Origin of the sequence: Pontibacter akesuensis (assembly GCF_001611675.1) — a bacterium.
Classification (GTDB): Bacteria; Bacteroidota; Bacteroidia; order Cytophagales; family Hymenobacteraceae; genus Pontibacter; species Pontibacter akesuensis.
The window spans coordinates 4,477,982-4,500,522 of sequence record NZ_CP014766.1; the positions used below are offsets into that span (position 1 = coordinate 4,477,982).

General features: G+C 50.1%; 22 protein-coding genes. 13 read left to right on the plus strand and 9 right to left on the minus strand.

Annotated features, from left to right (window positions below):
- The first annotated feature begins 74 nt into the window (after positions 1–74).
- From A0W33_RS19000 to A0W33_RS19020, 5 genes are all read left to right on the plus strand, one after another.
- The gene (locus tag A0W33_RS19000) at positions 75–845 is read left to right on the plus strand and encodes an SDR family oxidoreductase (protein WP_068839663.1); all 771 of its coding nucleotides are present in this window, start codon (positions 75–77) and stop codon (positions 843–845) included.
- A gap of 131 nt (positions 846–976) precedes the next feature.
- A complete protein-coding gene (locus A0W33_RS19005; protein ID WP_068839664.1) occupies positions 977–1,219 on the plus strand; it encodes a hypothetical protein in 243 nt (80 codons plus the stop codon).
- An 80-nt stretch (positions 1,220–1,299) separates the two neighbouring features.
- A complete protein-coding gene (gyrA, locus tag A0W33_RS19010; RefSeq protein ID WP_068839665.1) occupies positions 1,300–3,867 on the plus strand; it encodes a DNA gyrase subunit A in 2,568 nt (855 codons plus the stop codon).
- A 67-nt stretch (positions 3,868–3,934) separates the two neighbouring features.
- The gene (locus tag A0W33_RS19015; protein WP_068839666.1) at positions 3,935–5,068 is read left to right on the plus strand and encodes a tetratricopeptide repeat protein; all 1,134 of its coding nucleotides are present in this window, start codon (positions 3,935–3,937) and stop codon (positions 5,066–5,068) included.
- A gap of 295 nt (positions 5,069–5,363) precedes the next feature.
- Positions 5,364–5,636: a TFIIB-type zinc ribbon-containing protein gene (locus tag A0W33_RS19020; protein WP_068839667.1), complete on the plus strand. Its 273-nt coding sequence runs from the start codon at positions 5,364–5,366 to the stop codon at positions 5,634–5,636.
- A gap of 117 nt (positions 5,637–5,753) precedes the next feature.
- Here the strand turns inward: A0W33_RS19020 and A0W33_RS19025 are convergent, their stop codons facing one another.
- From A0W33_RS19025 to msrA, 3 genes are all read right to left on the minus strand, one after another.
- The gene (locus A0W33_RS19025; RefSeq protein WP_068839668.1) at positions 5,754–6,185 is read right to left on the minus strand and encodes a BLUF domain-containing protein; all 432 of its coding nucleotides are present in this window, start codon (positions 6,183–6,185) and stop codon (positions 5,754–5,756) included.
- Between the two features lie 178 nt (positions 6,186–6,363).
- Positions 6,364–6,765: a phage holin family protein gene (locus tag A0W33_RS19030; protein ID WP_068839669.1), complete on the minus strand. Its 402-nt coding sequence runs from the start codon at positions 6,763–6,765 to the stop codon at positions 6,364–6,366.
- 78 nt (positions 6,766–6,843) lie between these two features.
- A complete protein-coding gene (msrA, locus tag A0W33_RS19035) occupies positions 6,844–7,518 on the minus strand; it encodes a peptide-methionine (S)-S-oxide reductase MsrA (RefSeq protein ID WP_068839670.1) in 675 nt (224 codons plus the stop codon).
- Between the two features lie 58 nt (positions 7,519–7,576).
- Here msrA and A0W33_RS19040 point away from each other — a divergent pair, with 58 nt between their 5' ends.
- On the plus strand, positions 7,577–8,455 hold the full coding sequence (locus A0W33_RS19040; RefSeq protein ID WP_172798140.1) for an aminotransferase class IV: 879 nt from the start codon (positions 7,577–7,579) through the stop codon (positions 8,453–8,455).
- Here the strand turns inward: A0W33_RS19040 and A0W33_RS19045 are convergent, their stop codons facing one another.
- Positions 8,456–8,980, minus strand: coding sequence for a 2'-5' RNA ligase family protein (locus A0W33_RS19045; protein ID WP_068840243.1), 525 nt, complete (start codon positions 8,978–8,980; stop codon positions 8,456–8,458).
- Between the two features lie 259 nt (positions 8,981–9,239).
- Here A0W33_RS19045 and A0W33_RS19050 point away from each other — a divergent pair, with 259 nt between their 5' ends.
- Complete coding sequence (locus A0W33_RS19050) at positions 9,240–9,956, plus strand: 3-ketoacyl-ACP reductase (RefSeq protein WP_068839672.1); 717 nt, start codon at positions 9,240–9,242, stop codon at positions 9,954–9,956.
- 80 nt (positions 9,957–10,036) lie between these two features.
- Here the strand turns inward: A0W33_RS19050 and A0W33_RS19055 are convergent, their stop codons facing one another.
- The 3 genes from A0W33_RS19055 to A0W33_RS19065 all read right to left on the minus strand — a co-directional run bounded on the left by A0W33_RS19055 (position 10,037) and on the right by A0W33_RS19065 (position 13,131).
- The gene (locus A0W33_RS19055; RefSeq protein ID WP_068839673.1) at positions 10,037–10,801 is read right to left on the minus strand and encodes an MBL fold metallo-hydrolase; all 765 of its coding nucleotides are present in this window, start codon (positions 10,799–10,801) and stop codon (positions 10,037–10,039) included.
- Between the two features lie 62 nt (positions 10,802–10,863).
- A complete protein-coding gene (locus tag A0W33_RS19060; RefSeq protein ID WP_068839674.1) occupies positions 10,864–12,300 on the minus strand; it encodes an amidohydrolase family protein in 1,437 nt (478 codons plus the stop codon).
- Positions 12,301–12,336: 36 nt separating this feature from the next.
- On the minus strand, positions 12,337–13,131 hold the full coding sequence (locus tag A0W33_RS19065; RefSeq protein WP_068839675.1) for a thymidylate synthase: 795 nt from the start codon (positions 13,129–13,131) through the stop codon (positions 12,337–12,339).
- Between the two features lie 244 nt (positions 13,132–13,375).
- On the opposite strand from A0W33_RS19065, the gene A0W33_RS19070 reads away from it, so the two are divergent.
- From A0W33_RS19070 to A0W33_RS19085, 4 genes are all read left to right on the plus strand, one after another.
- Positions 13,376–15,643 (plus strand): efflux RND transporter permease subunit, encoded by a 2,268-nt coding sequence (locus A0W33_RS19070; protein WP_068839676.1) that lies wholly within the window; start codon positions 13,376–13,378, stop codon positions 15,641–15,643.
- Between the two features lie 53 nt (positions 15,644–15,696).
- Positions 15,697–16,269, plus strand: a complete 573-nt coding sequence (locus A0W33_RS19075; RefSeq protein ID WP_068839677.1) for a hypothetical protein — start codon at positions 15,697–15,699, stop codon at positions 16,267–16,269.
- A 158-nt stretch (positions 16,270–16,427) separates the two neighbouring features.
- Positions 16,428–18,368 carry an AAA domain-containing protein gene (locus A0W33_RS19080; protein ID WP_068839678.1) on the plus strand — a complete coding sequence of 647 codons (1,941 nt, stop codon included), beginning with the start codon at positions 16,428–16,430 and terminating at the stop codon, positions 18,366–18,368.
- Positions 18,369–18,447: 79 nt separating this feature from the next.
- Positions 18,448–18,960, plus strand: a complete 513-nt coding sequence (locus tag A0W33_RS19085) for an FKBP-type peptidyl-prolyl cis-trans isomerase (protein ID WP_068839679.1) — start codon at positions 18,448–18,450, stop codon at positions 18,958–18,960.
- Positions 18,961–19,135: 175 nt separating this feature from the next.
- Here A0W33_RS19085 and A0W33_RS19090 read toward each other — a convergent pair whose 3' ends face one another.
- Entirely contained in the window at positions 19,136–20,254 is a 1,119-nt protein-coding gene (locus A0W33_RS19090) for a Gfo/Idh/MocA family protein (protein ID WP_068839680.1), read from the minus strand.
- Positions 20,255–20,327: 73 nt separating this feature from the next.
- Positions 20,328–20,912, minus strand: coding sequence for an acyl carrier protein phosphodiesterase (locus A0W33_RS19095; RefSeq protein ID WP_068839681.1), 585 nt, complete (start codon positions 20,910–20,912; stop codon positions 20,328–20,330).
- Between the two features lie 130 nt (positions 20,913–21,042).
- Here A0W33_RS19095 and A0W33_RS19100 point away from each other — a divergent pair, with 130 nt between their 5' ends.
- Both A0W33_RS19100 and A0W33_RS19105 read left to right on the plus strand, forming a co-directional pair.
- A complete protein-coding gene (locus A0W33_RS19100; protein WP_068840244.1) occupies positions 21,043–21,543 on the plus strand; it encodes a pyridoxamine 5'-phosphate oxidase family protein in 501 nt (166 codons plus the stop codon).
- A gap of 202 nt (positions 21,544–21,745) precedes the next feature.
- Positions 21,746–22,474, plus strand: a complete 729-nt coding sequence (locus A0W33_RS19105; protein WP_229802029.1) for a spheroidene monooxygenase — start codon at positions 21,746–21,748, stop codon at positions 22,472–22,474.
- The last annotated feature ends 67 nt before the right edge of the window (positions 22,475–22,541 follow it).

Consider the following 22,541-nt stretch of genomic DNA (forward strand, 5'->3'; position numbering starts at 1 on the left):
AATGTGGTAGGTTTAAATAAATATTATATTTAGCCACCTTCAACTTAAATAAACATACAACAGCAACAGACAAGATGACAAATAACAGATGGATGCTCACGGGCAAAAAAGCAGTGGTAACGGGAGGCTCCAAAGGAATTGGCGCCGCAATTGTAAAAGAGTTCATAGACCTGGGCGCTGAGGTGCTGGCCGTGGCGCGCAAGCAGGAGGACTTGCAGCAGTTGGCAGCACAATACCCCGAACGACTGCAAACACTTTCGGCTGACGTGAGCAAGGCGGAAGGCCGGACAGCCCTGGCAGATTGGGTGAAGCAGGAGTGGGGCCCGCTGGACATCCTCATCAACAACGCAGGCACGAACATCCGCAAACCCACTGCCGAATACGCTTCAGATGAGTATGATTTCATCATGCAAACCAACCTGCGATCCGCTTTTGAGTTGAATAGGCTGCTGTACCCACTGTTGCAGCAGGCCGAGCAGGCAAATATTGTGCACGTAACTTCTGTGGCCGGCTTGGTGCATGTGCGCACCGGCAGCATTTACGGCATGACGAAGGCGGCGCTGACTCAGTTAACCCGAAACCTGGCAGTGGAGTGGGCGAAAGACGGCATTCGGGTAAATGCCGTGGCGCCGTGGTACATCAGCACACCACTGGCACAGACGGTGCTGCAGAATGAGGAATTCTACAACAACGTGATAAGCCGCACGCCCATGCAACAGGTGGGAAAACCGGAGGATGTGGCCGGTGCAGTCGCCTTTTTCTGCCTGCCGGCAGCGGCCTATATCACCGGGCAAACCGTGGCGGTGGACGGCGGGTTTACCATCAACGGATTTCACCCGCTCTAGCACCGGGACACATCGGTAAAAGGTGGAATAATAGCGCCGGAATATAGGGTATATCAGTATAAATGCTTATTTTTGTAAGATGTGGATTTGAGAACCTTACAATTTATCGGGGCTCTTTTAAACCGAACTTCATGGCAAAAAAACGGCAGCTATTCATACTTAGCATTGCGCTTATTTCCGCTTCTCTCTTCTCCTGTAAACCTGCCTGTCCGATAGGTGCTTGCCAGGTGCGCATGGTGCACCCACACGGCGAGGGTGAGTATAGGGGAAGACCTTTCTGGAAAAAACAAAACCCGAAGATGGGGCAGGACCTGGACAAAACATCCAAGGAAAAAGCCAACCGCAAGAGCGATAAGAGCAGAAATAAGAATTAAGCTATATAGGCAAAAGCCTTTTTTGGCTAACTTGCCTTTTCAAACACAACCACCTTTTAAATTAATTTTGACCTTTTAACATGAGAGAAGGCGAACGAATAATACCGATCAACATTGAAGACGAAATGCGCGGTGCGTATATCGACTACTCAATGTCTGTTATCATTTCAAGAGCCTTGCCCGATGTTCGGGATGGATTGAAACCCGTGCACCGCCGCGTGCTCTACGGCATGTCCGAACTGGGGGTATCCTACAACAAGGCCTACAAAAAATCTGCCCGTATCGTGGGGGAAGTGCTGGGTAAATACCACCCGCACGGCGACTCCTCGGTGTACGAGACGATGGTGCGTATGGCCCAGGAATGGTCGCTGCGCTACCCGCTTGTAGACGGGCAGGGTAACTACGGCTCTATAGACGGTGACTCGCCGGCGGCCATGCGTTATACAGAGGCGCGCCTGAAGCGCATTGCCGATGAGCTGTTGGCTGATCTGGAAAAGAATACGGTTGACTTTGTACCCAACTTCGACGACTCGTTGAAGGAGCCAAGCGTAATGCCTGCCAAGATCCCGAACCTGCTGATTAACGGCACCTCGGGCATTGCAGTAGGCATGGCCACCAACATGGCCCCGCATAACCTGACTGAGGTGGTGAACGGTATTGTGGCTTACATTGATGACAACGACATCACCATCGCGGACCTGATGCAACATATCACGGCGCCCGACTTCCCGACAGGGGGTATCATCCATGGGTATGATGGCGTGAAATCTGCGTTTGAAACAGGACGGGGACGTGTGCTGATGAGAGGCCGCGCCATCTTCGAGACCACTCCAAGTGGCAAAGAGCAGATTATCGTGACGGAGATTCCGTACATGGTAAACAAAGCTACGCTGATTGAGAAAACGGCGGCGCTCGTAAATGAGAAAAAAATAGAAGGCATTGCGGATTTGCGAGATGAGTCGGACCGCGACGGTTTGCGTATTGTGTACGACCTGAAGCGTGACGCCATCCCGAACGTGGTGCTGAACAACCTGTACAAGTATACGGCGCTGCAGTCTTCGTTTGGTGTAAATAACGTGGCTCTGGTAAAGGGTCGCCCCATGACGCTGAACCTGAAGGACATGATCAAGTACTTTGTGGAGCATCGCCACGAGGTAGTTATCCGCAGAACACAGTACGAACTGGACGAGGCGAAAAAGCGTGCGCACATCCTCGAGGGCTTGCTTATTGCCCTGGATAATCTTGATGAGGTAATCAACCTGATTCGCTCTTCCCGTGACCCTGAGATTGCCCGCAACGGCTTAATCGAGCGGTTCCAGTTATCCGAGATCCAGGCACGTGCCATACTTGATATGCGTCTGCAGCGACTGACAGGTCTGGAGCGCGACAAGATTCAGCAGGAGTACCAGGATCTAATGAACACCATAGATGATCTCAATGACATTCTGGCAAATGAAAGCCGCAGAATGCAGATCATCAAAGATGAGCTAACTGAAATAAAAGACCGCTACGGCGACGCACGCCGCACAGGTATTGAGGCCAGCACAGGCGATATCTCTTACGAGGACATGATTCCGGAGGAGAACATGGTGATCACCATCTCGCACGAAGGCTATATCAAGCGTACTTCGCTGAACGAATACCGCAGCCAGAGCCGCGGTGGTTTCGGCTCGAGGGGAGTGGCCGCATCCAAGGAAAGTGATTTCACGGAGCACCTTTTTGTGGCCAATACGCACCACCACATGCTGTTCTTTACAGAGTTTGGCCGCGTGTTCTGGCTAAAGGTGTATGAGATTCCGGAAGGAGGGAAGACCACCAAAGGCCGCGCTATCCAGAACCTGATGCAGATAGAAAAAGACGACAATGTGCGCGCTGTGATGAACGTGCATGACCTGAAAAACCAGGATTATGTGCTTAACCACAACCTGGTTTTCATTACAGAGCAGGGTACGATCAAGAAAACTGTGCTGGAGGCGTACTCCCGCCCAAGAACCAACGGTATCAACGCCATTTCCATCAACGACGGCGACAGATTGCTGGACGTGCAGCTGACGAATACCAGCAGCGAAATCATCATTGCGCTGAAGTCGGGCAGGGCTATTCGTTTCAACGAAACTCAGGTGCGCCCAATGGGCAGAACAGCCGCCGGTGTGCGGGCCGTAACACTTGCCGGACCAGACGATAAGGTTATTGGTATGGTTTGTGTAGAAAACGAGAACACAGACCTGCTGGTAGTTTCAGAAAATGGCTTCGGTAAACGTTCGCTTCTGGAGGAATACCGTATTACCAACCGGGGCGGAAAGGGTGTAAAAACCATGAACGTAACAGAGAAAACAGGCAGCCTGGTAGCCATCAAAGGCGTTACGGACACAGATGACTTGATGATCATTAATCGTTCGGGCATTACTATCCGTTTGCGTGTAGGGGATTTACGTGTAATCGGTCGTGCAACGCAGGGCGTAAGGCTGATCAAGCTGAACGATGGCGACCAGATTTCATCTGTGGCGCAGGTGGATGCCGAGGAAGAGGTGGAGCAGGAGGCAGCAGAAATGGTGCTGGAGCAATCAGAGCCGTTGCCGGAAGATACACTGAACCCGGATGCTATGATTGATCCTGAAAAAGCAGAAGAGGATTCGGAAGAGGCCTAAATTTATCAAAACGAATTATTTTAAGGCTTTATACGTTAAGAACAACCACAAACAATTAAACTAAAGTATGAAAAAAGTACTTTTTACAGCCTTGGCAGCCGCCACAATATCGGTTGCAAGTGCACAGAATTCAGCTGTCAACAGTGCCATTCTAAACCACAAGAACGGTACACTGGATAAAGCGCTGACAGATATAGAAAAAGCAACGACACACAAAAAGACACAGGACAAGCCAAAAACCTGGTTTTACCGTGGCGTTATACTTCAGGACATGATCGGCAATCCGATCTATGGCAAAATGACAGACGAAAAAACCCCGCTTGTTGTACTGGAGTCTTTTGACAAAACGCTTGAACTGGACGGCAAAGACGGTGAATTTGGCAAGCAGGTGCCGGAGCGCAAGGAAATGCTGTACGGCCAGGTACTGAACCAAGCCGTGGAGTTTCATAACAACCAGGACTGGCCGAATGCCATCTCCAAGTATGAATTGGCACATAAGATCAGCCCTACAGACACCACAGCCGTTTTGTACGCTGCGTATGCCTCTACAGCTGATAACAACTACAAGCAGGCAATCTCTTTTTACGATGAGCTGCTGAAAATGGGCCACAAGACAGAGGATGTTCACAAAGCCAAAGTTCAGTTGCTGCAGGCGTCAGAAGCAACTGACGACGTAGTGATGACAGCGTTGGCCAGCGGTTTGAAAGATCATCCGAACAGCGTGTACCTGATGCAGGAGGAACTGAAATATTATCTTAAGAACGACCGTGCGGATGAGGCCATGTCTAAGTTAGACAAAGCCATTGCCGCTGATCCGCAGAACGCCAGCTTGTACGCCGTGAAAGGAAACCTGTTGGAGCGTAAGAAGGACTTTAAAGGTGCAAGAGAGGTTTATCAGAAAGCCATTCAGGCTGATCCAAACAACTTCGATGCTTACTACAACCTGGGCGTGCTTGAGTTCAATGCCGGTGCTGAAGTAAATAACAGAGCTGCTAAGATGGACTATGCTACTTACCAGAAGAAAGGCAAAGCCCTTGAAGCTGAAGCGAAGAAGTTTTACCAGGCTGCAGTGCCATACTTTGAAAAAGCACACGAGATTAAGCCAGACGATAAGGCAACGATTCAGAACCTGATGAATGCGTACACGCGTTTAGGCCGCAAGGCTGAAGCAGAGAAGATGTCCGCTAAATTAAACAGCTAAATCTGAAAAGATTTTTTAAAAAAAGGAGAAGCCGAAAAGCTTCTCCTTTTTTTTGTTGTAGCGGAATGTGGAAGAGGTACTGGATCTAAATAGCATACTTAAGAAGCATAAGCTGGTGCAGAGAAACGTTACTTAACATAATATAAATTATAAGACTTATAATGTACGATGAATTTCATCTATTTAAAGTGTCACTCATAATGTACTTTATGTTAAGTAAGAGAATGAAATACATTAATCGTCGCCTTTCAATCAGATATTAGGTATCTTGAAGTATACATCAAAAGATAAAATTATGAAGTGCCCGAACTGCAATGAAACGTTGCTCATGAGCGACAAGAACGGAGTTGAGATTGATTACTGCCCTAATTGCCGTGGCATCTGGCTGGATCGCGGTGAACTGGAAAAAATTATGGAGCGTTCTGCGGATCATTATTCCAAAAAGGAAAACTATGACTCAGACTCCAAACGCTACGGCTATGGCGACCGCAGTCATAGCCATGAGCAACACAAAAAGCACCCTCACAAGAAAAAAGAATCTTTCTTAAGCGACTTTTTTGACTTCTGATAAATGCCATTTTTAAAGCTCGGCTAAGATCTTATCTGCACCTGGTTTAACAGAAAAACCTGCACTGTTGATTTGGTGCAGGTCTTTTGCGTTTATGACATTTATACTTCAAAAGATCTACCTGTAACCAGGAATATTAGTTTCAGCGAAAATTTTGAGCAGTGTAAAAGCCTCTCTTTCGTTATTAGTTTCTTTAGCCGATAATGAACTGGTATTAGCTAGGTCCAAGTAACCGAGGGCCTCGTTGTATTCGCGGGCCGATAAAGATTTGTACCCCATAGACCAATCAGGAAAATCGCGTTGGCTTATATGCGAACTGAAAAGCTTAATAATGCCTCGGTGGCGGCTATCCTGCTCAATTCTATAGTATAGATTCATCACCTGCACTTCCTCCCCTTCCAGCACCTGAATAAAATTACCGTCGTGGTAAAGCAGTATACCCGTAATACCTGACCGCTCGTTGTTGCTTCTCGATTGTGCCAACAAGGAGTGCAATTCCTCATCAGGCATGATTTTAATGGCAGCGCTTAAATAAACTAATTGTAACATCTACAGCATTTTTTCTGCTCTAAAATACTCGAAAAACAGCTAAATAATGAAGTATAACTACATTTATTTATTCCGAATCGTCCAAAACGATTCTCCCCCGACAACTTCTTATAACTTATAAATTAAAAGCCTGTGCTCTCGAAGACAGCACAGGCTTTTATCAACTATTCAAGGCTACTCAAGCCATTACTTGCTCTATTCTGTTTTGATGGTCCTGCTGCAAAGCATACTCTTCCGTATTATCGCCACGTAAGTAGCCAACTATGGCTAAAGCAACGGCAACTGCAATTGCAATCAAAAAAGCTGGTAGAAAACCATCTATTTTAAAATTCCCAACCAATTTGTCGACTAGCTTTAACATAAGCGCTGTTACGATTAAGCCAACGATAGCCTCTAGAAGGAAGAAAGTAACCAGGTTAAGCAAACCACCCAGCAGCCACCCGATGGTAGCTGTGAAAATTGCAGTAAGAAATGCAACCCATAGAGCTGTCCAGAAACTTTTAACGTGTACTGACGACAACGCATAAGCCATTAGTAAGATAATGACTGCTGTAACTAATAAGTTAATAATAAAGTCCATAGTTTTATTTTGTGTTTGATGTCAAAAAATACTTAGGTCCTTATTACGGGTAAGACAGCCAAAATGATAACCAAACGTTTATTTCACGTACGCTGGCTTTAAAAGATCCTTATAGCGGGCCTCAAACTTCTTTACCTTCGGCTGTGCCACCGACACCACATATGGGTCGTTCGGGTTGATGCGGTAGTAGTCCTGGTGATAGGCCTCGGCGGGCCAAAACTTCTTGAATGGCTCTACATAGGTCACAATTTTATTGGCGTATATTTTAGCGTTCTGTAGTTGCTGTATCTCCTTTTCGATAATCTTCTTTTCTTCGGGTGTTCTGTAAAAAGCCACAGAGCGGTACTGCTCCCCGACATCTGGGCCCTGTCTGTTAAGTGTGGTGGGGTCGTGGGTGGCAAAAAACACCTCTACCAGCTTCTCATAGCTTATTTGATCCGGGTGATAGTATACTTGTACCGCCTCTGCGTAGTCTGTTCTGCCGTAGCTTACCTCCTCGTAAGTCGGGTTCGGTTGTGTGCCGCCGGAATAGCCTGATAGGACAGCCTCCACGCCATTCAGCCTTTCAAAATAAGCCTCGGTGCACCAGAAACAGCCGCCGGCAAAAGTAGCTTTAGCCAGGCCTGCGGTATCAATATTCATGGTTTGGAGCTCCTCTCCTGCCGCCTGCGAGCGGTCGGTGTTGGTAGCCTCTGAGCAGGAAGTAAAAAGAAAGAAGGTAGACAAGAGCAGCAGTAGGGTTCGGTTTATCATGAGTAGTTAATTTTAAAGATTGATCTCTTAAGGGCTCTGGTAACTGTGCGTTGGAGGGTTGAGCAAATATGAATCCATACGCTTACCTTTATACTTTAACTCAAAAACCGGCACCTTGTTTATACTTTACAACGGGCAACAGCAGCAGTCGGAAGAATTGCGCCTGCCCCACTCCGACCGCGCCTTCCAGTACAACGACGGTTTTTTTGAAACTGCCATCGTGCAGAATGGCCGAATCAGGTTCTGGCTTGATCACCAGCAACGTATGCTTGAGGCTGCGAATGCTTTACAACTTGAGCTGCCAGACTTTTTCTTTGCGGCTGATTTTCAACATAAGCTGCTGCAACTGGCGCAGCAGGAAAACGCTGCAGCCTATGGACGCCTGAAACTGAAAGTATGGCGGGCAGGTGGGGGTTTGTACACCCCAACCACAACTGCGGTAAACTGGCTGGCCACTGTAGCGCCTGCTTCACCTTTTTCCACTAAAGCGTTGCACATAGGAATTTGCCAGCAAGTGCGTACAGCCTATTCGTCGGTTTCGCACTTTAAAGGTCCGAATGCCCCGCTGTACGTGTTGGCGGGTCTGGAAAAACAAGCCACCATAAAGGAAGACATGCTGCTCCTATCTACGGAGGGCTATGTGGCGGAACTTCAGTCCTCAACAATATTCTGGCTGCTAGATGAGGTGCTTTATACTCCTGATTTGCTCAGTGGCTGCGTGAACGGCATTGTGCGTAGGAACATTTTGCGCTGGTGTGCTGCCCAGCAGCAGCCGGTGCGTGAGGTGCTGCAGGGGCCGGAAACATTGCTACAAGCCGATGTTGTTTTCGCGGCGAATGTAACGGGTATCAGAGGCATCGCAAGTATAAACGGAGAACCTGTGCAGCAAAACGAAGCCTACCTGCAGCAACTGCGGCATGCTCTGACGTTGGTTTAGCTAAAGGCTCTCTACTCCTATAAATGAAATCTCTTGCAGCAGTTCCCACGGCCCCCCTTTGTACGCCCACACCTGGAATCCGATACCGGTTGCAGTGAAGGTCGAGAACTGTTCCTGCAACTGTGCCTGTAGCGCCTTTGCCTGTTGTGGGAGCACCTTGTTCTGCACGGTTACGTGCGGCCATAGTTTCTGCTTGTCCTGTGCCGTGAGCCACGGCTGCCAGCGCTGCTGCAAGCGCAGGTGCAACTGTTGCAATGCATGACTTTCTAATGTATAAGCGACTCCTTTCCCCATAGATTTAACTGCTGTCACCTTTAGCGGAAGTGGTTGCAGCTCTTGAGCTGCTTGCTCCAATACCTGCTGTACCTGGGGGAAATGCTCGGATGGCAGATGGTGAAACAAAGTTAGGTGCGCCTTCAGGAAGTTGCGCTCCGGCGGAAAGTATAGCTGCCGCTGATTGTTGAAATATTGGAAGCTAACTTCATCCAGCTGCAGTGTCAGTACAATGGGGTCTTCATGATTCATGGCACACAGTCGATAGTCCTTTCTAGTACCATTAGCGCTGCCTACTTGTTCAATCCTTTTATACTTGTTAATCCAGTTAAGCATTACCTGCACGGCAGACCCTGCTTCAGCTGCCTTTGTTTTGAATTTTGTATGGGGTTGGCACTCCTGATTTATTGTAAATGTAGCTATTCCCGCACATCCAAAACCAAACTTCAAATGAACAAAAGGAAAGAAATCAAGTATATTTGTAGCTACAAACATTGAAAAGATAAAACCTATGGAATCATTAAAAGGAAAAAACGCCTTGGTTACCGGCGCCGGAAAAGGTATCGGGCGTGCTATTGCCCTGGCATTGGCTGCTGAAGGCGTGAATGTAGGCCTGCTGGCCCGCACTACCAGCCAATTGGAAGCAGTTGCCAAAGAAGTACAGGATAAAGGCGTACATGCAGCCGTTATAACGGCTGACGTGACAGACATTAACGCTGTGAACCAGGCTGTAGCGCAAGCACGCGAACAACTGGGAGCAGTCGATATACTCATCAATAACGCCGGTGTGGGTGCCTTTGGGAAGTTTCTGGAGCTGGAGCCGGATAAATGGGAAAGCATCATCAAAATTAACTTAATGGGCCCCTACTATGTTACCCGTGCGGTGCTTCCGGAAATGATTGAGCGGCAGACGGGCGATATTATTAATGTTTCCTCTACTGCCGGCCAGAAAGGTGCCGCCGTGACCAGTGCCTACAGCGCCTCCAAATTTGGCTTGATTGGTATGTCCGAATCGCTGATGCAGGAAGTACGCAAGCACAACATCCGCGTGAGCACCCTCACTCCCAGCACCGTCGCCACGGACATGGCCATCGACCTGAACCTGACGGACGGCAATCCGGAGCGCGTGATGCAAGCAGATGATTTTGCCGAAATGATAATATCCCAGCTAAAGCTAAATCGCCGTGTTTTTGTGAAAGAGGCCAGCATCTGGTCTACCAATCCGTAAAGCACGCAGCCATTATACAGCAGGAAAGCCCGGAGAATATACTCCGGGCTTTCCTGCTTATACTTGTTATTGAAAGGCTATTATTGCGCCGGGTACCAGTCTTTTAATCGCACATCGATCTGCTTGTTCTTGGCATTCACCTGGGTTTTAAACGAATCAACATCGCTTAGCCCGTTCTGGCCCCGGTAGTGATATGGGTAAATTACCTTTGGCTTGAAATCAAGCACCGCATCGGCCGCCTGATCCACATCCATCGTGTAGGGCAGGTTCATACTTACAAAGGCCACATCAATGTTCTTCAGCTTGCGCATTTCCGGGGTTCCCTCGGTATCGCCGGAGATGTACACGCGCTTGCCGCCCATTTCAAGTATATAACCGTTGCCGCGCCCTTTAACGTGCTTGGCATCTGCACTCTCAGGAAGGTTATACATGGGGACAGCCATGACCTTTATGCCTTGCTGGGTGCTGCTCTCTCCATTCTTCAGCACAACCAACTGCTGCTTGTACTGCTCCGGCAGCTGGTCGGCAACGGCCTGTGGCACCACCATTTTCACACCCGAAGTTTGCAAAGCGCCCAGTGTTTTAGGGTCCATGTGGTCGCCGTGAATGTCGGTGATCAGGATCAGGTCAGGCTTGGCAAGCCCAGCATACAGTTCGGCTCCTCCGTAGGGATCCACATACACGTTTTTGCCCTGGTAGTTCAGCACCAGCGACCCATGGGTTACGGGCTGCACCACCAAAGGCCCTTGCTTTGTCGGAATGGTATCTGCTGTAGCGGCAAGTTGGGCCTGAGCCTGGAACAGCCCCAGGCTGAGGGCAAAGGCAAGTATAGTCTTAAGCTTCATAGTTTTTAAGTTTTAGTAGCAACATCAAAAATAAAATAATGTTTGGGCTACCTGCTTATACGTTAATTCAGCCCCACCTTACCCTTCACCGAATCAAAAATCTTCTGCGAGTCAAAGCCTACGCCGTTCTTGAACACTGTCTCCATCTTCCGGATCTGTTTGATGTCCTTCTCCAGGTCGCCATTGATGAGCACCAGGTCCGCCTGCTTTCCTTTTTCAATGGTGCCAATAGTATTAGCTCTGTCTAAGTACGTAGCGCCGTTCAACGTGCAGATTTTAATCGCCTCGGCCAGCGAAAAACCACCTTCTACCAATAACTCTACCTGCCGCTGGTTTGAATAACCGGCAATGGTTCTACCGGCTCCGGTTGGGTCTGTGCCCGCCACAAGCAATCCGCCGGCGTCATAGAACTGCTTTTCCCAGGCAAGTTCTTTGTTGAAGAGTGCGATACTAAGGGAGTCCTTGCCCTGCGCAGCTTTCCATCGGTTGATGATTGTTTCCCGTACTTCCGGCAGCAGGGCCGCTTCGCCGCCACCCAGCACCGCTTCACGTCCCGAGTAAGGCTCAAACACAGGCAAGGTAGAGGTTACGGCTACGCCTTTGCTGATCAGGAACTGCTGCAGGCTCCGCATCTTTGGACTGTTCACCTCCAGGTCCAGCAGCGACTGACGCGCGGCATCCGGGCATTCATTCTCTTTTTTATTTGCTACAAAATCGGTGCTGGCCATAAATCCGTGCTCCAGGTTGTCTATTCCCAACTCGGCGGCCTCGCGGTACGTGATGGAGCACAAGTGTCCCGTCACTTTTAGGTTGCGCTGATGAGCTTCACGCACCACTGCTTTAAGGTCATCCTTCGTGGCGTGCATGTACATCTTGAAAGACGTGCAGCCCCGGTCAGCCCAGAAGTTCACTGTTTCAGCCGCATCATTGGAATCCTTCACAGTGTTCAAGGCCGGAATGTCAAATACCTTGCGCTCAATGTAGGGCGCCGTCACGTCCATGTCCGGACCAACGAGTTTTCCTTCGGCAATCAGCTGCTTCAGCGCAAGGTCCGTCTGCGGTTCTATACTTCCGGCCGTGCGAATGGTGGTGGCGCCACCTGCCAGGTAAAGCTTTGGGAAGGTGCCCGGCATTTCAGCAATGTTAAAAAAACCTTCCATGGGCATGGTGTAGTACAAGTGCTCGTGCACCATCACCAGGCCCGGAATAAGTGTTTTTCCGGAGCAGTTGATCACTTCGGCATCCTTTGGCACCTTCACTTTTTTGGTGTCCCCCACCTGCTCAATCTTTCCATCCCGAAGTATAACTGTCTGGTGCGCTTTTGCTGGTTTTCCCGTCCCATCTATTACCTTGGCATCGGTGAGCGCAATAACGTTTGCTTTGGTCTTGATATAGGAGTTCACCTGCGGCGTAAAGTTCTGCGCCTGGGCCGTGGCTGTGGCACAACAAAAGGCAAGTCCTGCAAGTAAGACGCGAAGGGTGCCGGTTAGTTTCAGCATGATGTTAGTAATTATAAGTACTTCAAACTTATGGACCTACACCGCTACGGGTGCTTTGATACCGGGGTGCGGCTCATAGTTCACCAGTTCGAAATCCTCAAAGGTAAAAGCAAAGATATCCTTCACCTCCGGGTTAAGCTTCATGGTGGGCAATTCGCGCGGCTCACGCGTTAACTGGCGCTGCGCCTGCTCCAGGTGGTTCATGTATAAATGCGTGTCACCGCCCGTCCAGATAAACTCTCCCGGCTCCAGGCCCGTTACCTGCGCCATCATCAGCACCAGCAGTGCATACGAGGCAATGTTGAAGGGAACGCCCAGAAACACATCGGCAGAGCGCTGGTAAAGCTGGCACGACAGCTTGCCCTCGGCCACGTAGAACTGGTAGAAGGCGTGGCACGGCGGCAGTTTCATGTTTTCAATCTCCGCCACGTTCCAGGCGCTCACGATAATGCGACGCGAGTCCGGGTTGTTCTTGAGCTGGTTCACCACCTGCGAAATCTGGTCGATGTGACGGCCATCCGGCGTTGGCCAGCTGCGCCACTGCGATCCGTAAACCGGGCCTAATTCGCCGTTCGCATCAGCCCACTCATCCCAGATGGAAACGCCATTCTCCTTCAGGTAAGCAATGTTGGTATCGCCTTTCAAAAACCAAAGCAGCTCGTGAATAATCGATTTCAGGTGCACTTTTTTGGTGGTAACGAGAGGAAACCCCTCCTGCAGGTTAAAGCGCATCTGGTGACCAAAAATACTGATGGTGCCTGTACCCGTTCTGTCTTCTTTCTTTACCCCGTGGTCGAGGATGTGCTGCATCAGGTCTAAATATTGTTTCATGCGGTATATGTGCTTGTGTGGAAAGTTAAAGATAGAAGATTTTTAAATTAGTTCTGCCTGCGGATTTATACTTGCCCGATAGGTTTAGAGCTCGCACAGCAGCTGCAAATGCTTAGTGCCCTGACATACCATACTTCAGCAATGAAAAAAATTAAAAGCGCCGAAGAATACAGGTTCGAACAAAAAAGACAGATTGAGGTTAAATGAGCGTTATCTAAGACAAATAGCACAAGCTTCCATCTCCTTGAACTACAGAAAAATAAGTTACCTTGTTCTGCTTGGTGTAGCCCTGCTCACTGCCTGCAGCATTTACTTTGCCTCCCGCCTGCGCTTCGACTACAACTTCGACAACTTTTTCCCAAAAGGCGACCCGGACCTGGCTTACTATTTCAGCTTTCGCGAAAAGTTTGGCAACGACAACGACTACCTGCTGATTGGACTCGAAAACAAAGGCAAAAGCCTGTTCGACAAAGATTTCCTGACAAAAGTTGACAGCCTGACTTCTTTTCTGCAGCGGCAGCCGAACGTGGAGTCGGTGCTCTCCCCCACCACCGTGGCCAGTCCGGTAATTGAGCAATTCGGCTTTTTCGAAATCCCGTACCTGCACCCCGAAGAGCCGGAGCGGTACCAGCAGGACTCCCTCAATATTTATTCCTCTAAAGAATTGATCGGCACTCTTTTCTCGGAAGACGCGAAAGCCGTTTCGCTGTTTGTGCAGACAACGGATGATTTGGGCAAAGGAGCCAGTGACACACTTATAACGGCGCTGCACCAGAAGTTGGAGCAGCTGCAACTAACTGAGGAGCACGTGGCAGGAAAGGCGCTGGCGCAGTCGGTCTTTGTAGATAAGATGAAGATTGAACTGGCGGTGTTCATGTCGGCCTCCATTGTGCTGGTGGTGTTCTTTCTGTGGCTCACCTTCCGGAGTGCCTGGGGCATTCTGGTGCCGCTGGTGGTGGTATTGCTCTCTGTGCTTTGGGCGATGGGCGTAATGGGCCTTTTCAATAAGCCAATCGACCTGATGACGGTGCTACTCCCAACCATCATGTTTGTGGTGGGCATGTCAGATGTCATACATATTCTCTCGCGCTACATTACAGAGACTGGTAACGGCATGGAAAAAATTCCGGCCCTGAAACTGACGCTGCGGGAAGTGGGTCTGGCCACATTGCTTACCTCCTTCACCACGGCCATCGGCTTTCTCACGCTCCTGACAACGGCCATTACGCCTATTCGCAACTTTGGCCTGTACACCGCCATCTCCATTGGGTTGGCTTTTATACTTGCTTTCACGGTTCTGCCGGCAATCCTGTTACTCATTAAGCGACCAGCCACCACGCCGGCTCAGAAGGCTTCCTTTGCCTGGCCGGTGCTGCTACGCCGCATGTTTCGCTGGGTGCTCGTGCATCCCAAAGCCATACTTGCCAGCAGCCTGGTGGTGGTGCTGTTAAGTATAACCGGCATCAGCCAGATAAAATTGGACACTACCATGCTCGAAGATCTGGGAGACGATGACCCTATCCTGCGGGATTTCCAGTTCTTTGAGCAAAAGTTCTCGGGTGTTCGTCCCTTCGAAATGCACTTGATGGCTGCAGAAGGCCATACCATGTACGACCTGGAGGTGCTGCAGGAAGTAGACCAGCTGGAAGATTACCTCTACCAGACGTACGGTCTTAACTTCATCACCTCCCCCACTACGGTGGTGAAAACGCTGAACCGCGCACAGAATGGCGGTTTACAGGAAAGCTATACTTTACCAGAGTCGGAGCGGGAAATGCAGCGCATCAAACAGCGGCTGCAGGCATTTAAAAACCGCAGTGAGCTCCGCAGCTTTGTGACGGCCGATGCCACCGAAGGAAGGTTAAGCGGCAAAATGAACGACATTGGCAGTGCCAGTGCAGCTGAATTGAACGACTCCCTTATGCAGTTCATCGCGCAGCAAATTAACCCCAACCTGCTCCAAACCCGCCTGACAGGAAGCTCCCTGCTGCTGGACAAGAACAACACCTACGTTACCTCCAACATGATGCAGGGCCTGCTGATAGCCTTTGCCGTAATCGCGGTCATTGTCGGATTGATTTTCCGCTCCTTTAGAATGGTGGTCATCTCACTGATTCCGAACATCATTCCGCTCCTGATGATCGGTGGCCTAATGGGTGTGATGGGCGTAAAGCTCACCGTTTCCATCTCCATTATTTTCACCATTGCCTTCGGTATAGCCGTGGACGACACCATCCACTTTTTAAGCAAATTAAAACTGGAACTGATGGCAGGAAAGTCGCTGCCCTACGCCATGAAGCGCACCTTTATTTCGGCAGGCAAAGCCATTATCATCACCTCCTGCATCCTGGTGGCCGGCTTCCTGACGCTGGTGCTCTCCACGTTTGATGCGACCTTTTATGTAGGCCTTTTTGTCAGCCTCACGCTGGTGTTTGCCGTGGTGGCCGACCTTTTCCTGCTGCCCGTGCTGGTGCTCCTCTTTTACAAGCCAAACAAAAATAAATTGGCCTAATACAGGAAGGATAACCATATTTGCATGTAAATTGAGAAAAAGGACGGAGAGCAATGAAGAAGAAACTGTTGGCATTGGCTATACTTTGCCTGTCGCTGGTACAGGTGCAGGCGCAGGAAGATGACAAGTTATCGCGGCTGATGAGTGACCGGGAGCAGCTGATATTGGAATACCAGTACTATAACCAGCAGAACAGCAGTTTCTGGGGCACTCAGTCCAAAAAAGACCTGATCAGTGTCATCGAAACGCTGAAGAAGATCATCAATAAGGATTCTGAGCTGATTGGCGCAGTGAAAGAGGCCAGTATTCGTAAAATAGCCCAAAGTACGGTGCAAAGCCAGCGCGAGGGAAAGCTCACCCTCGAGGACCAGCGCAATTTCGAGCGGCAGATCAGCAGCCTGAAGAGTGAGGTGAAAATCATGGAGGTGGCCATGAAAAAGCGCGAAAAAACCCTTGCCGACCTACAAAACCAACTCGAGTCGGGAGAAGAACTGCGTTACGGAAAAGACAAAGTGATTACGGTACTGGCGGTGGCAGCCTTTATCCTGCTGCTCTACGCAATTTTTCTGCAGGTGCGCGTCAACAGCCTCAAGGCAAAGACAGTTCGCCGTAAAAAGAAAGTATAAAATCAGCAAGTATGGATTTTCTGCCGTATATCTTTTGTTATACTAGCTGCAACAGATTAAGAAATAAATAAATAAGCAAGTTAAGCTAACTTTATACTTGCACTTCCATAAAAGCACAAAGGCTGGGGCATATCGACCAGCCTTTTTTATTGACATTCATGAGCGAGATACTATACGAACTGAAGCAGGTACAGGAACTGCTTAAAATTGAACAGGAGGAAGACCGCCAGCAGTACAAAATCAAGAGCCTGAAGAGCACCATTACTGAGCGCAAGGCCATGGGCTTTTGCTGGTACCCTGTGGTCATATCAAAAGAGGAGCTTGGCTTTGGCAATAAAGTAGTGCTAGAGCTTGAGCGCACAAAAGACCGCGATCACCTGCACCTGTTTCAGGTAGGTAAAACGGCAGCTTTGTTCAGCAACGGCGGAGAGCGGCAGAACCTGAACGGGGTCATTGTGGGCCTCAAACGCAACAAAGTGCTGCTGGCCACAAACAAGGAAGACCTGCCGGATTGGATTGACGATGGCCGCCTTGGTATTGATCTCACCTTTGATGAGATGAGCTACCGGGAGATGGAGATTGCCATGAAAAAGGTGATGGAAGCCTATAAAACGCGTCTGGCAGAGCTGCGTGACATCCTGCTGGGTGATATGCCTGCTCGTTTCACTGACGTCACCATGGATGAAATTCCGTCGCTGAACCCCTCGCAAAACGAGGCGGTGCGCAAGATTGTGCAGGCAAAGGATGTAGCCATTATTCACGGACCTCCGGGAACGGGCAAAACCACTACGCTGGTGCAGGCCATTCTTAAATCTTTGGAAACACAGACGCGCCTGCTCGTAACGGCTCCCTCCAACACAGCAGTGGATTTGCTGACCGAGAAGTTGGCTAATGAGGGCGTGAATGTGATACGGATCGGCAATCCCTCCCGCGTGTCAGACGTGCTGCTGGAGCATACGCTGGATGCGCAGGTAATGGCGCACCGCTCCTATAAGAACCTGAAGGAGTTTCGCCGCACGGCCGAGGAATACCGCCGCATGGCCTTTCAGTTTAAGCGAAAGTTTGGGCACGAGGAGCGGGCGCAGCGGCAGCTCTACAAAATGGAAAGCAAACGCCTGCTCGAGGAGGCTGACCGGGTGGAGGAATACATTACCGAGGACCTGCTGAACCATGTGCAGGTGATCACGTGCACGTTGGTGGGTGCAGCCAACAGAACCATCCGTCACCTGGAATACGATACGGTATTTATAGACGAGGCGGCACAGGCCCTGGAGCCTGGCTGCTGGATACCGATTTCAAGGGCAAAGCGTGTGGTGCTGGCCGGCGACCACTGCCAGCTTCCGCCAACGGTCAAGTCGTTTGAAGCGGAAAAGGGGGGCCTCGGAAAAACGCTTTTTGAGAAGTGCATCGAACGGCAGCCGGATGTAGCCGTGATGCTGAAGACGCAGTACCGCATGCACCACCAGATCATGCAGTTCTCGAACCAGCAGTTTTACAACGGCGAGTTAACAGCCCATGAGAGCGTGCACAGCAGCGACCTGCACTCCTATGATCCGCATTTTGCACCGGGCCTTGCCGTGGAATTTATCGACACCGCCGGCTGCGGCTACAACGAGGTGGAAACGCCCGAGAGCAGCAGTTCGGCCAATCCCGACGAGGCAAACCTGCTCCTCAACCACCTGGCGCACCTGCTGAAGGATTACAACCCGGATGAGGAAACGGAGCCGTTGCGCATTGGCGTGATAGCCCCTTACCGGGCGCAGATAAACTACCTCGAGGACCGCGTGGAGCACATGCCGCAGTTGCATGATCTTCGGATAAAGCGCCAGTTGTCTGTGGGCACGGTGGACAGTTTCCAGGGCCAGGAGCGCGATATCATCTACATCAGCATGACGCGCAGCAACGAACAGGGCGAGATTGGCTTCCTGGCCGACATCCGCCGTATGAATGTGGCCATGACGCGTGCGAAGAAAAAAATGGTGGTTGTAGGCGATAGTGCCACATTAAGTAACAATTCCTTCTACGCTTCCTTCCTGGAATACGTAGAGCAAATAAATGCCTACCGCAGCGCCTGGGAACTGCAGGACCTGATGGTGTAGGACTAGAAAAGTTGTACAACGGTTAGAGGTCTGGATATAAATTCCTAACTTTCTAATCTCGCTAACAAAAGAACACGAAATGAAAATTGAAAAAAACAAAGTAGTAGCACTTACTTACGAGCTAAGCATAGCCGGCGAAAACGGCCAGAACAACCTGGTAGAAACTGCCGACACAGCCAACCCAATGACGTTCATCTATGGAATGAGCGGCCTGCCGGAGCAGTTTGAGGAGCAGCTGGATGGATTGGAGCCGGGCAGCACGTTTGACTTTAAACTGGAAGCCGAAGAAGGCTACGGCGATTTGGATGAGAACGCATTGGTGGACCTGCCAAAGCAGGCGTTTGAAGTGGAAGGCGCCATCCCGCAGGACATGCTGGAGATAGGAAACTTTATTCCAATGACAGACAGCGAGGGCAACCAACTGCAGGGCCGCGTGGTGGAAGTTACGGATGATACCGTGAAGATGGACTTCAACCACCCGCTTGCCGGCAAAGATTTATACTTCAAAGGCAAAGTGGAAAGCGTACGGGATGCTACTCAGGAAGAGATCGCCCACGGCCACGTGCACGGCGAAGGCGGCCATCACCATTAAGACCACACTTCATATGGATACATAAAAGAGCAGCCTTCACAGGCTGCTCTTTTGATTTAGTGATGTTTAGTGGTTGTGAAGGAAATGCCTGTGAAAAGATCACTATTGCAAACCCACCCCAGCCCCTCCGAGGAGGGGCTGGGGTGGGTAATCCACTGCTGAGAATTAATGCATACTAAATCATCACCTTTTTGCCGGTTCTCGCGGCCTCATAAATGGCCATAAGTACACGCACGTCCCGCAGTCCCATTTCGCCGGGCACACTTGTCTGTTTGTTCTCAAGAATACAGTTGGCAAAGGCATCCATCTGCCGGGCCTGCTGGTTCACGTTGGGCAGGTTCATGGGGCCTTCGCTGGTTTTGCCCTGTATGCCCGAGTAACTGAATGCTGGATTAAGCTCCCAGGAACCTTTCGTGGCTCTGCCAAAGAGGCGGTTGCCGCGCCCATTGTAGCTGGTGCTGCAGTTTGCCACTGCGCCCCCCGGAAACTCCATCTGCCAGGTAATTGTCTCCTCTACTTCATCAAAAAAGGTTGGCTTTGTTACCTTCCCAAACTGAGCGGTAACAGCTGCAGGCGTTTGCCCTACGGTGTAGGTGGCTCCCTGCACGCAGTAGATTCCAAGGTCCATGAGTGGGCCACCGCCAGCCAACTCTTTATCGAGCCGCCACTGGTCAGGGTCATCCGTTACGAAGCTGAAATTAGCCTCTATATTTTTAACCGGCCCGTAAACCTGCTGCTGCCCGAGTTCCATTACCCGCTGGTGGTGCGGCTCAAAGTGCAGGCGGTAACCGATAGAGAGCTTCACGTTGTTCTTGTTGCAAGCATCAATCATACGCTGGCAATCTTCTACGGAGGTAGCCATTGGCTTTTCGCAGATCACGTGCTTCTTTGCCTGGGCTGCCCGTATGGTATACTCGGCATGCAGGGCGTTAGGCAGCACCACGTAAACAATATCTATATCCTTGTTTGAGGCAATTTGGTCGAAGTTATCATAGTTATAGACGTTCTTATCCGGGATGTTATACTTCTGCTTCCATTCCGTGACTTTGGATGGCGTGCCGGTAACAATTCCTGCCAGGTAGCAGTAATCAGTTTCCTGCAGGGCTGGCGCCAGTTGCCCGGTACTGTAGTTGCCCAGGCCAACCAGGGCAATGCCAAGTTTCTTACGTTGTGGGGAGGTTCCAAATTGGCCAAATGCAAGGGGAGCACCTAAGGCCGCAGTGCCCATAGCCAGGGAAAAAGTCTTCAGAAATCTTCTGCGGTTGTTTCGGAAAAGGAATTCGCTTGTCGTCATAGGTCCGTTGTTAAGAATCAATCCATGAAGTATAAGGGGTGCAAGTCAAAAGGTTCTGAAAAACGGCTGGAATTTACAGCTGCTCCCTTACTTCAGCCACATACTGTTCCAACTCCGGAAAAAAAGCCCTGAAGTCTGCTAAATAAAAATCATAATTCACCTGCAGTTCGGCTACTGCCGTTTCCATGCCTGAGGCAAAGGTGGTGCGGCGGCTCATGCCTTCCAGCGCCTGCCCGATGCCCTGCACCTGGGCATAAGACTCCAGCCAGTTTTGCCGCTGCATGTAGGGGAACAGGTACTGCATGCGCGGCGGCAACAACGCGAAGTGCTTTTGAATGATATGATAAGCCTGCGCGACAAAATCTGTCAGGGAAACACTGGCATAGGCATTGAAGTGGCGGGCAAGAAAATGGTCGTAGTACATGTCGGCTACCACGGGGGCGTATTTTTTATACTTTGGCCGGAGGCGGATCTTGGTTTGTGTTACTACAGGGTGCGTGTCGGTGTAGGTGTCGATCAGGCGGTGCAGCCGGATGCCTTTGGCAATGCCCTCCGGGTAATTTTCAACTTGTTTTCCCTTCACAGCATCAGCCATGAAATTGCCCAGCAGTAGCTGCTCGTCGGTTCCGGAAAGGTATATGTGCGCGAGGTAATTCAAATCAAAACGGGTAAGGTAAGAAGTATAAACAGGCTGCCGTGCTGTTTGTTTTTGGTTTTTTTGACGCTTTCCTAAGTATAAACCCTAGGCCTTGGTGCCGCGTACTCAAACAGAAAAAGAACATAAAATTATGAACAACGACCATAATACGCAGGAAAACCTAAAAAACCTGCTGGATAAAATTAAAGACGTAAAAATTGCCATGATGACCACCGCGGAAGCAGATGGCAGCCTGCGCAGCCGCCCGATGAAGACGCAGCAGAGTAAGCCGGACGGAAACCTGTGGTTTTTTACGGGCTATGAATCAGGCAAGACACATGAAATAGAGAATGACTTCCACGTGAACCTTAGCTATGCGGAGCCCAGCGATAACCTGTACGTGTCTGTAACCGGTAGAGCGAGGGTGTTGCGCGACCAGGAAAAGATAAATGAGCTCTGGACAGCAGATATGAAGGCCTGGTTTCCGGATGGCAAGGAAGACAGTAACATCGGCCTCATCAAAGTAACAATCGACAAAGCCGAGTATTGGGACACTCCTAACAATACATTGGTAACCCTGTACGGCATGGCCAAGGCAGCTGTTACCGGAGAGCCAGCCAAAGGCGGTGAAAACAAAAAGATAAACCTGTAGGCAAGCTTCAGGCAATGTAAAATGACACCACGGCACCTGCTGAACATTTCTGTTTGGCAGGTGTTTTTTATTTTTGAACAGAAGTATACGTATTTTTTTCGCTCTTTCTGTACATCGAATCAAGTATAAAAGAGCTTATTTAGCCTTTTCACAAGTATAGCCGGACCAGCTGTTTAATATCACCCTAAACGTACTCCACCCTGTGGCTCACACCTCACCCCGCCTTACCACCCTTACCCTATTCGGCATCCGCAGCGGAAGCATGCGCTGGGGGCTGGCACAAATGGGCACTTCCGGTCCGCACCTTAAGAAAGTGCCGGGGCTGTTGTTTTACAAATTGCTGGGTAGCGGGCATGGCAGGGGGTTCAGCCTGAAGCCAAATTTCTGGCGCTACGGCCTGATGTGCACCTGGGAGAGCGAGGAAGCCGCTGATGCTTTTCTGCAGCAATCAGGATTAATTGAAGAATACCAAATGCACACGGAGGAGATTTGGACGGTAAAATTACTACCGTACCAGCAACACGGCCTCTGGGACAAGCAAGCCCCTTTTGCCCCTGCCCTGCCGGAAAAATACAGCAGCGGCCCGATTGCCGTGCTGACGCGGGCAAGTATAAACTGGCTGGCGCTGCCGAGCTTCTGGCGCTTTGTGCCTAAAACAAGTGCAGGCCTGGAAACGGCAGAAGGTTTGATTTGCTCTATCGGATTGGGTGAACTGCCGCTGGTGCGGCAGGCAACCTTTAGCGTGTGGGAATCGGGGGAGGCAATGAAACAGTACGCCTATCGGCACCCGCTGCACCAGGAAGTGATGCGGCGGACACGGGCCGAAAAGTGGTATGCAGAAGAACTGTTTGCCCGCTTCAAACCCATCAGCAGTCAGGGCACCTGGAATGGTGTTGATCCGCTGCAGGAGGTGCTGGCACAGCAGCTTTGATCTAAGTATACTTTTATTTGTGCTTCTTGAATTTCTGTGAGATCTCTCCTATCGTCGAGAAGACAAT

Coding starts and splice junctions, on each gene's coding strand:
- A0W33_RS19000 (WP_068839663.1), top strand. CDS start 75: ATGACAAATAACAGATGGATGCTCACGGGCAAAAAAGCAGTGGTAACG.
- A0W33_RS19005 (WP_068839664.1), top strand. CDS start 977: ATGGCAAAAAAACGGCAGCTATTCATACTTAGCATTGCGCTTATTTCC.
- gyrA (WP_068839665.1), top strand. CDS start 1,300: ATGAGAGAAGGCGAACGAATAATACCGATCAACATTGAAGACGAAATG.
- A0W33_RS19015 (WP_068839666.1), top strand. CDS start 3,935: ATGAAAAAAGTACTTTTTACAGCCTTGGCAGCCGCCACAATATCGGTT.
- A0W33_RS19020 (WP_068839667.1), top strand. CDS start 5,364: ATGAAGTGCCCGAACTGCAATGAAACGTTGCTCATGAGCGACAAGAAC.
- A0W33_RS19025 (WP_068839668.1), bottom strand. CDS start 6,185: ATGTTACAATTAGTTTATTTAAGCGCTGCCATTAAAATCATGCCTGAT.
- A0W33_RS19030 (WP_068839669.1), bottom strand. CDS start 6,765: ATGGACTTTATTATTAACTTATTAGTTACAGCAGTCATTATCTTACTA.
- msrA (WP_068839670.1), bottom strand. CDS start 7,518: ATGATAAACCGAACCCTACTGCTGCTCTTGTCTACCTTCTTTCTTTTT.
- A0W33_RS19045 (WP_068840243.1), bottom strand. CDS start 8,980: ATGAATCATGAAGACCCCATTGTACTGACACTGCAGCTGGATGAAGTT.
- A0W33_RS19050 (WP_068839672.1), top strand. CDS start 9,240: ATGGAATCATTAAAAGGAAAAAACGCCTTGGTTACCGGCGCCGGAAAA.
- A0W33_RS19055 (WP_068839673.1), bottom strand. CDS start 10,801: ATGAAGCTTAAGACTATACTTGCCTTTGCCCTCAGCCTGGGGCTGTTC.
- A0W33_RS19060 (WP_068839674.1), bottom strand. CDS start 12,300: ATGCTGAAACTAACCGGCACCCTTCGCGTCTTACTTGCAGGACTTGCC.
- A0W33_RS19065 (WP_068839675.1), bottom strand. CDS start 13,131: ATGAAACAATATTTAGACCTGATGCAGCACATCCTCGACCACGGGGTA.
- A0W33_RS19075 (WP_068839677.1), top strand. CDS start 15,697: ATGAAGAAGAAACTGTTGGCATTGGCTATACTTTGCCTGTCGCTGGTA.
- A0W33_RS19080 (WP_068839678.1), top strand. CDS start 16,428: ATGAGCGAGATACTATACGAACTGAAGCAGGTACAGGAACTGCTTAAA.
- A0W33_RS19085 (WP_068839679.1), top strand. CDS start 18,448: ATGAAAATTGAAAAAAACAAAGTAGTAGCACTTACTTACGAGCTAAGC.
- A0W33_RS19090 (WP_068839680.1), bottom strand. CDS start 20,254: ATGACGACAAGCGAATTCCTTTTCCGAAACAACCGCAGAAGATTTCTG.
- A0W33_RS19100 (WP_068840244.1), top strand. CDS start 21,043: ATGAACAACGACCATAATACGCAGGAAAACCTAAAAAACCTGCTGGAT.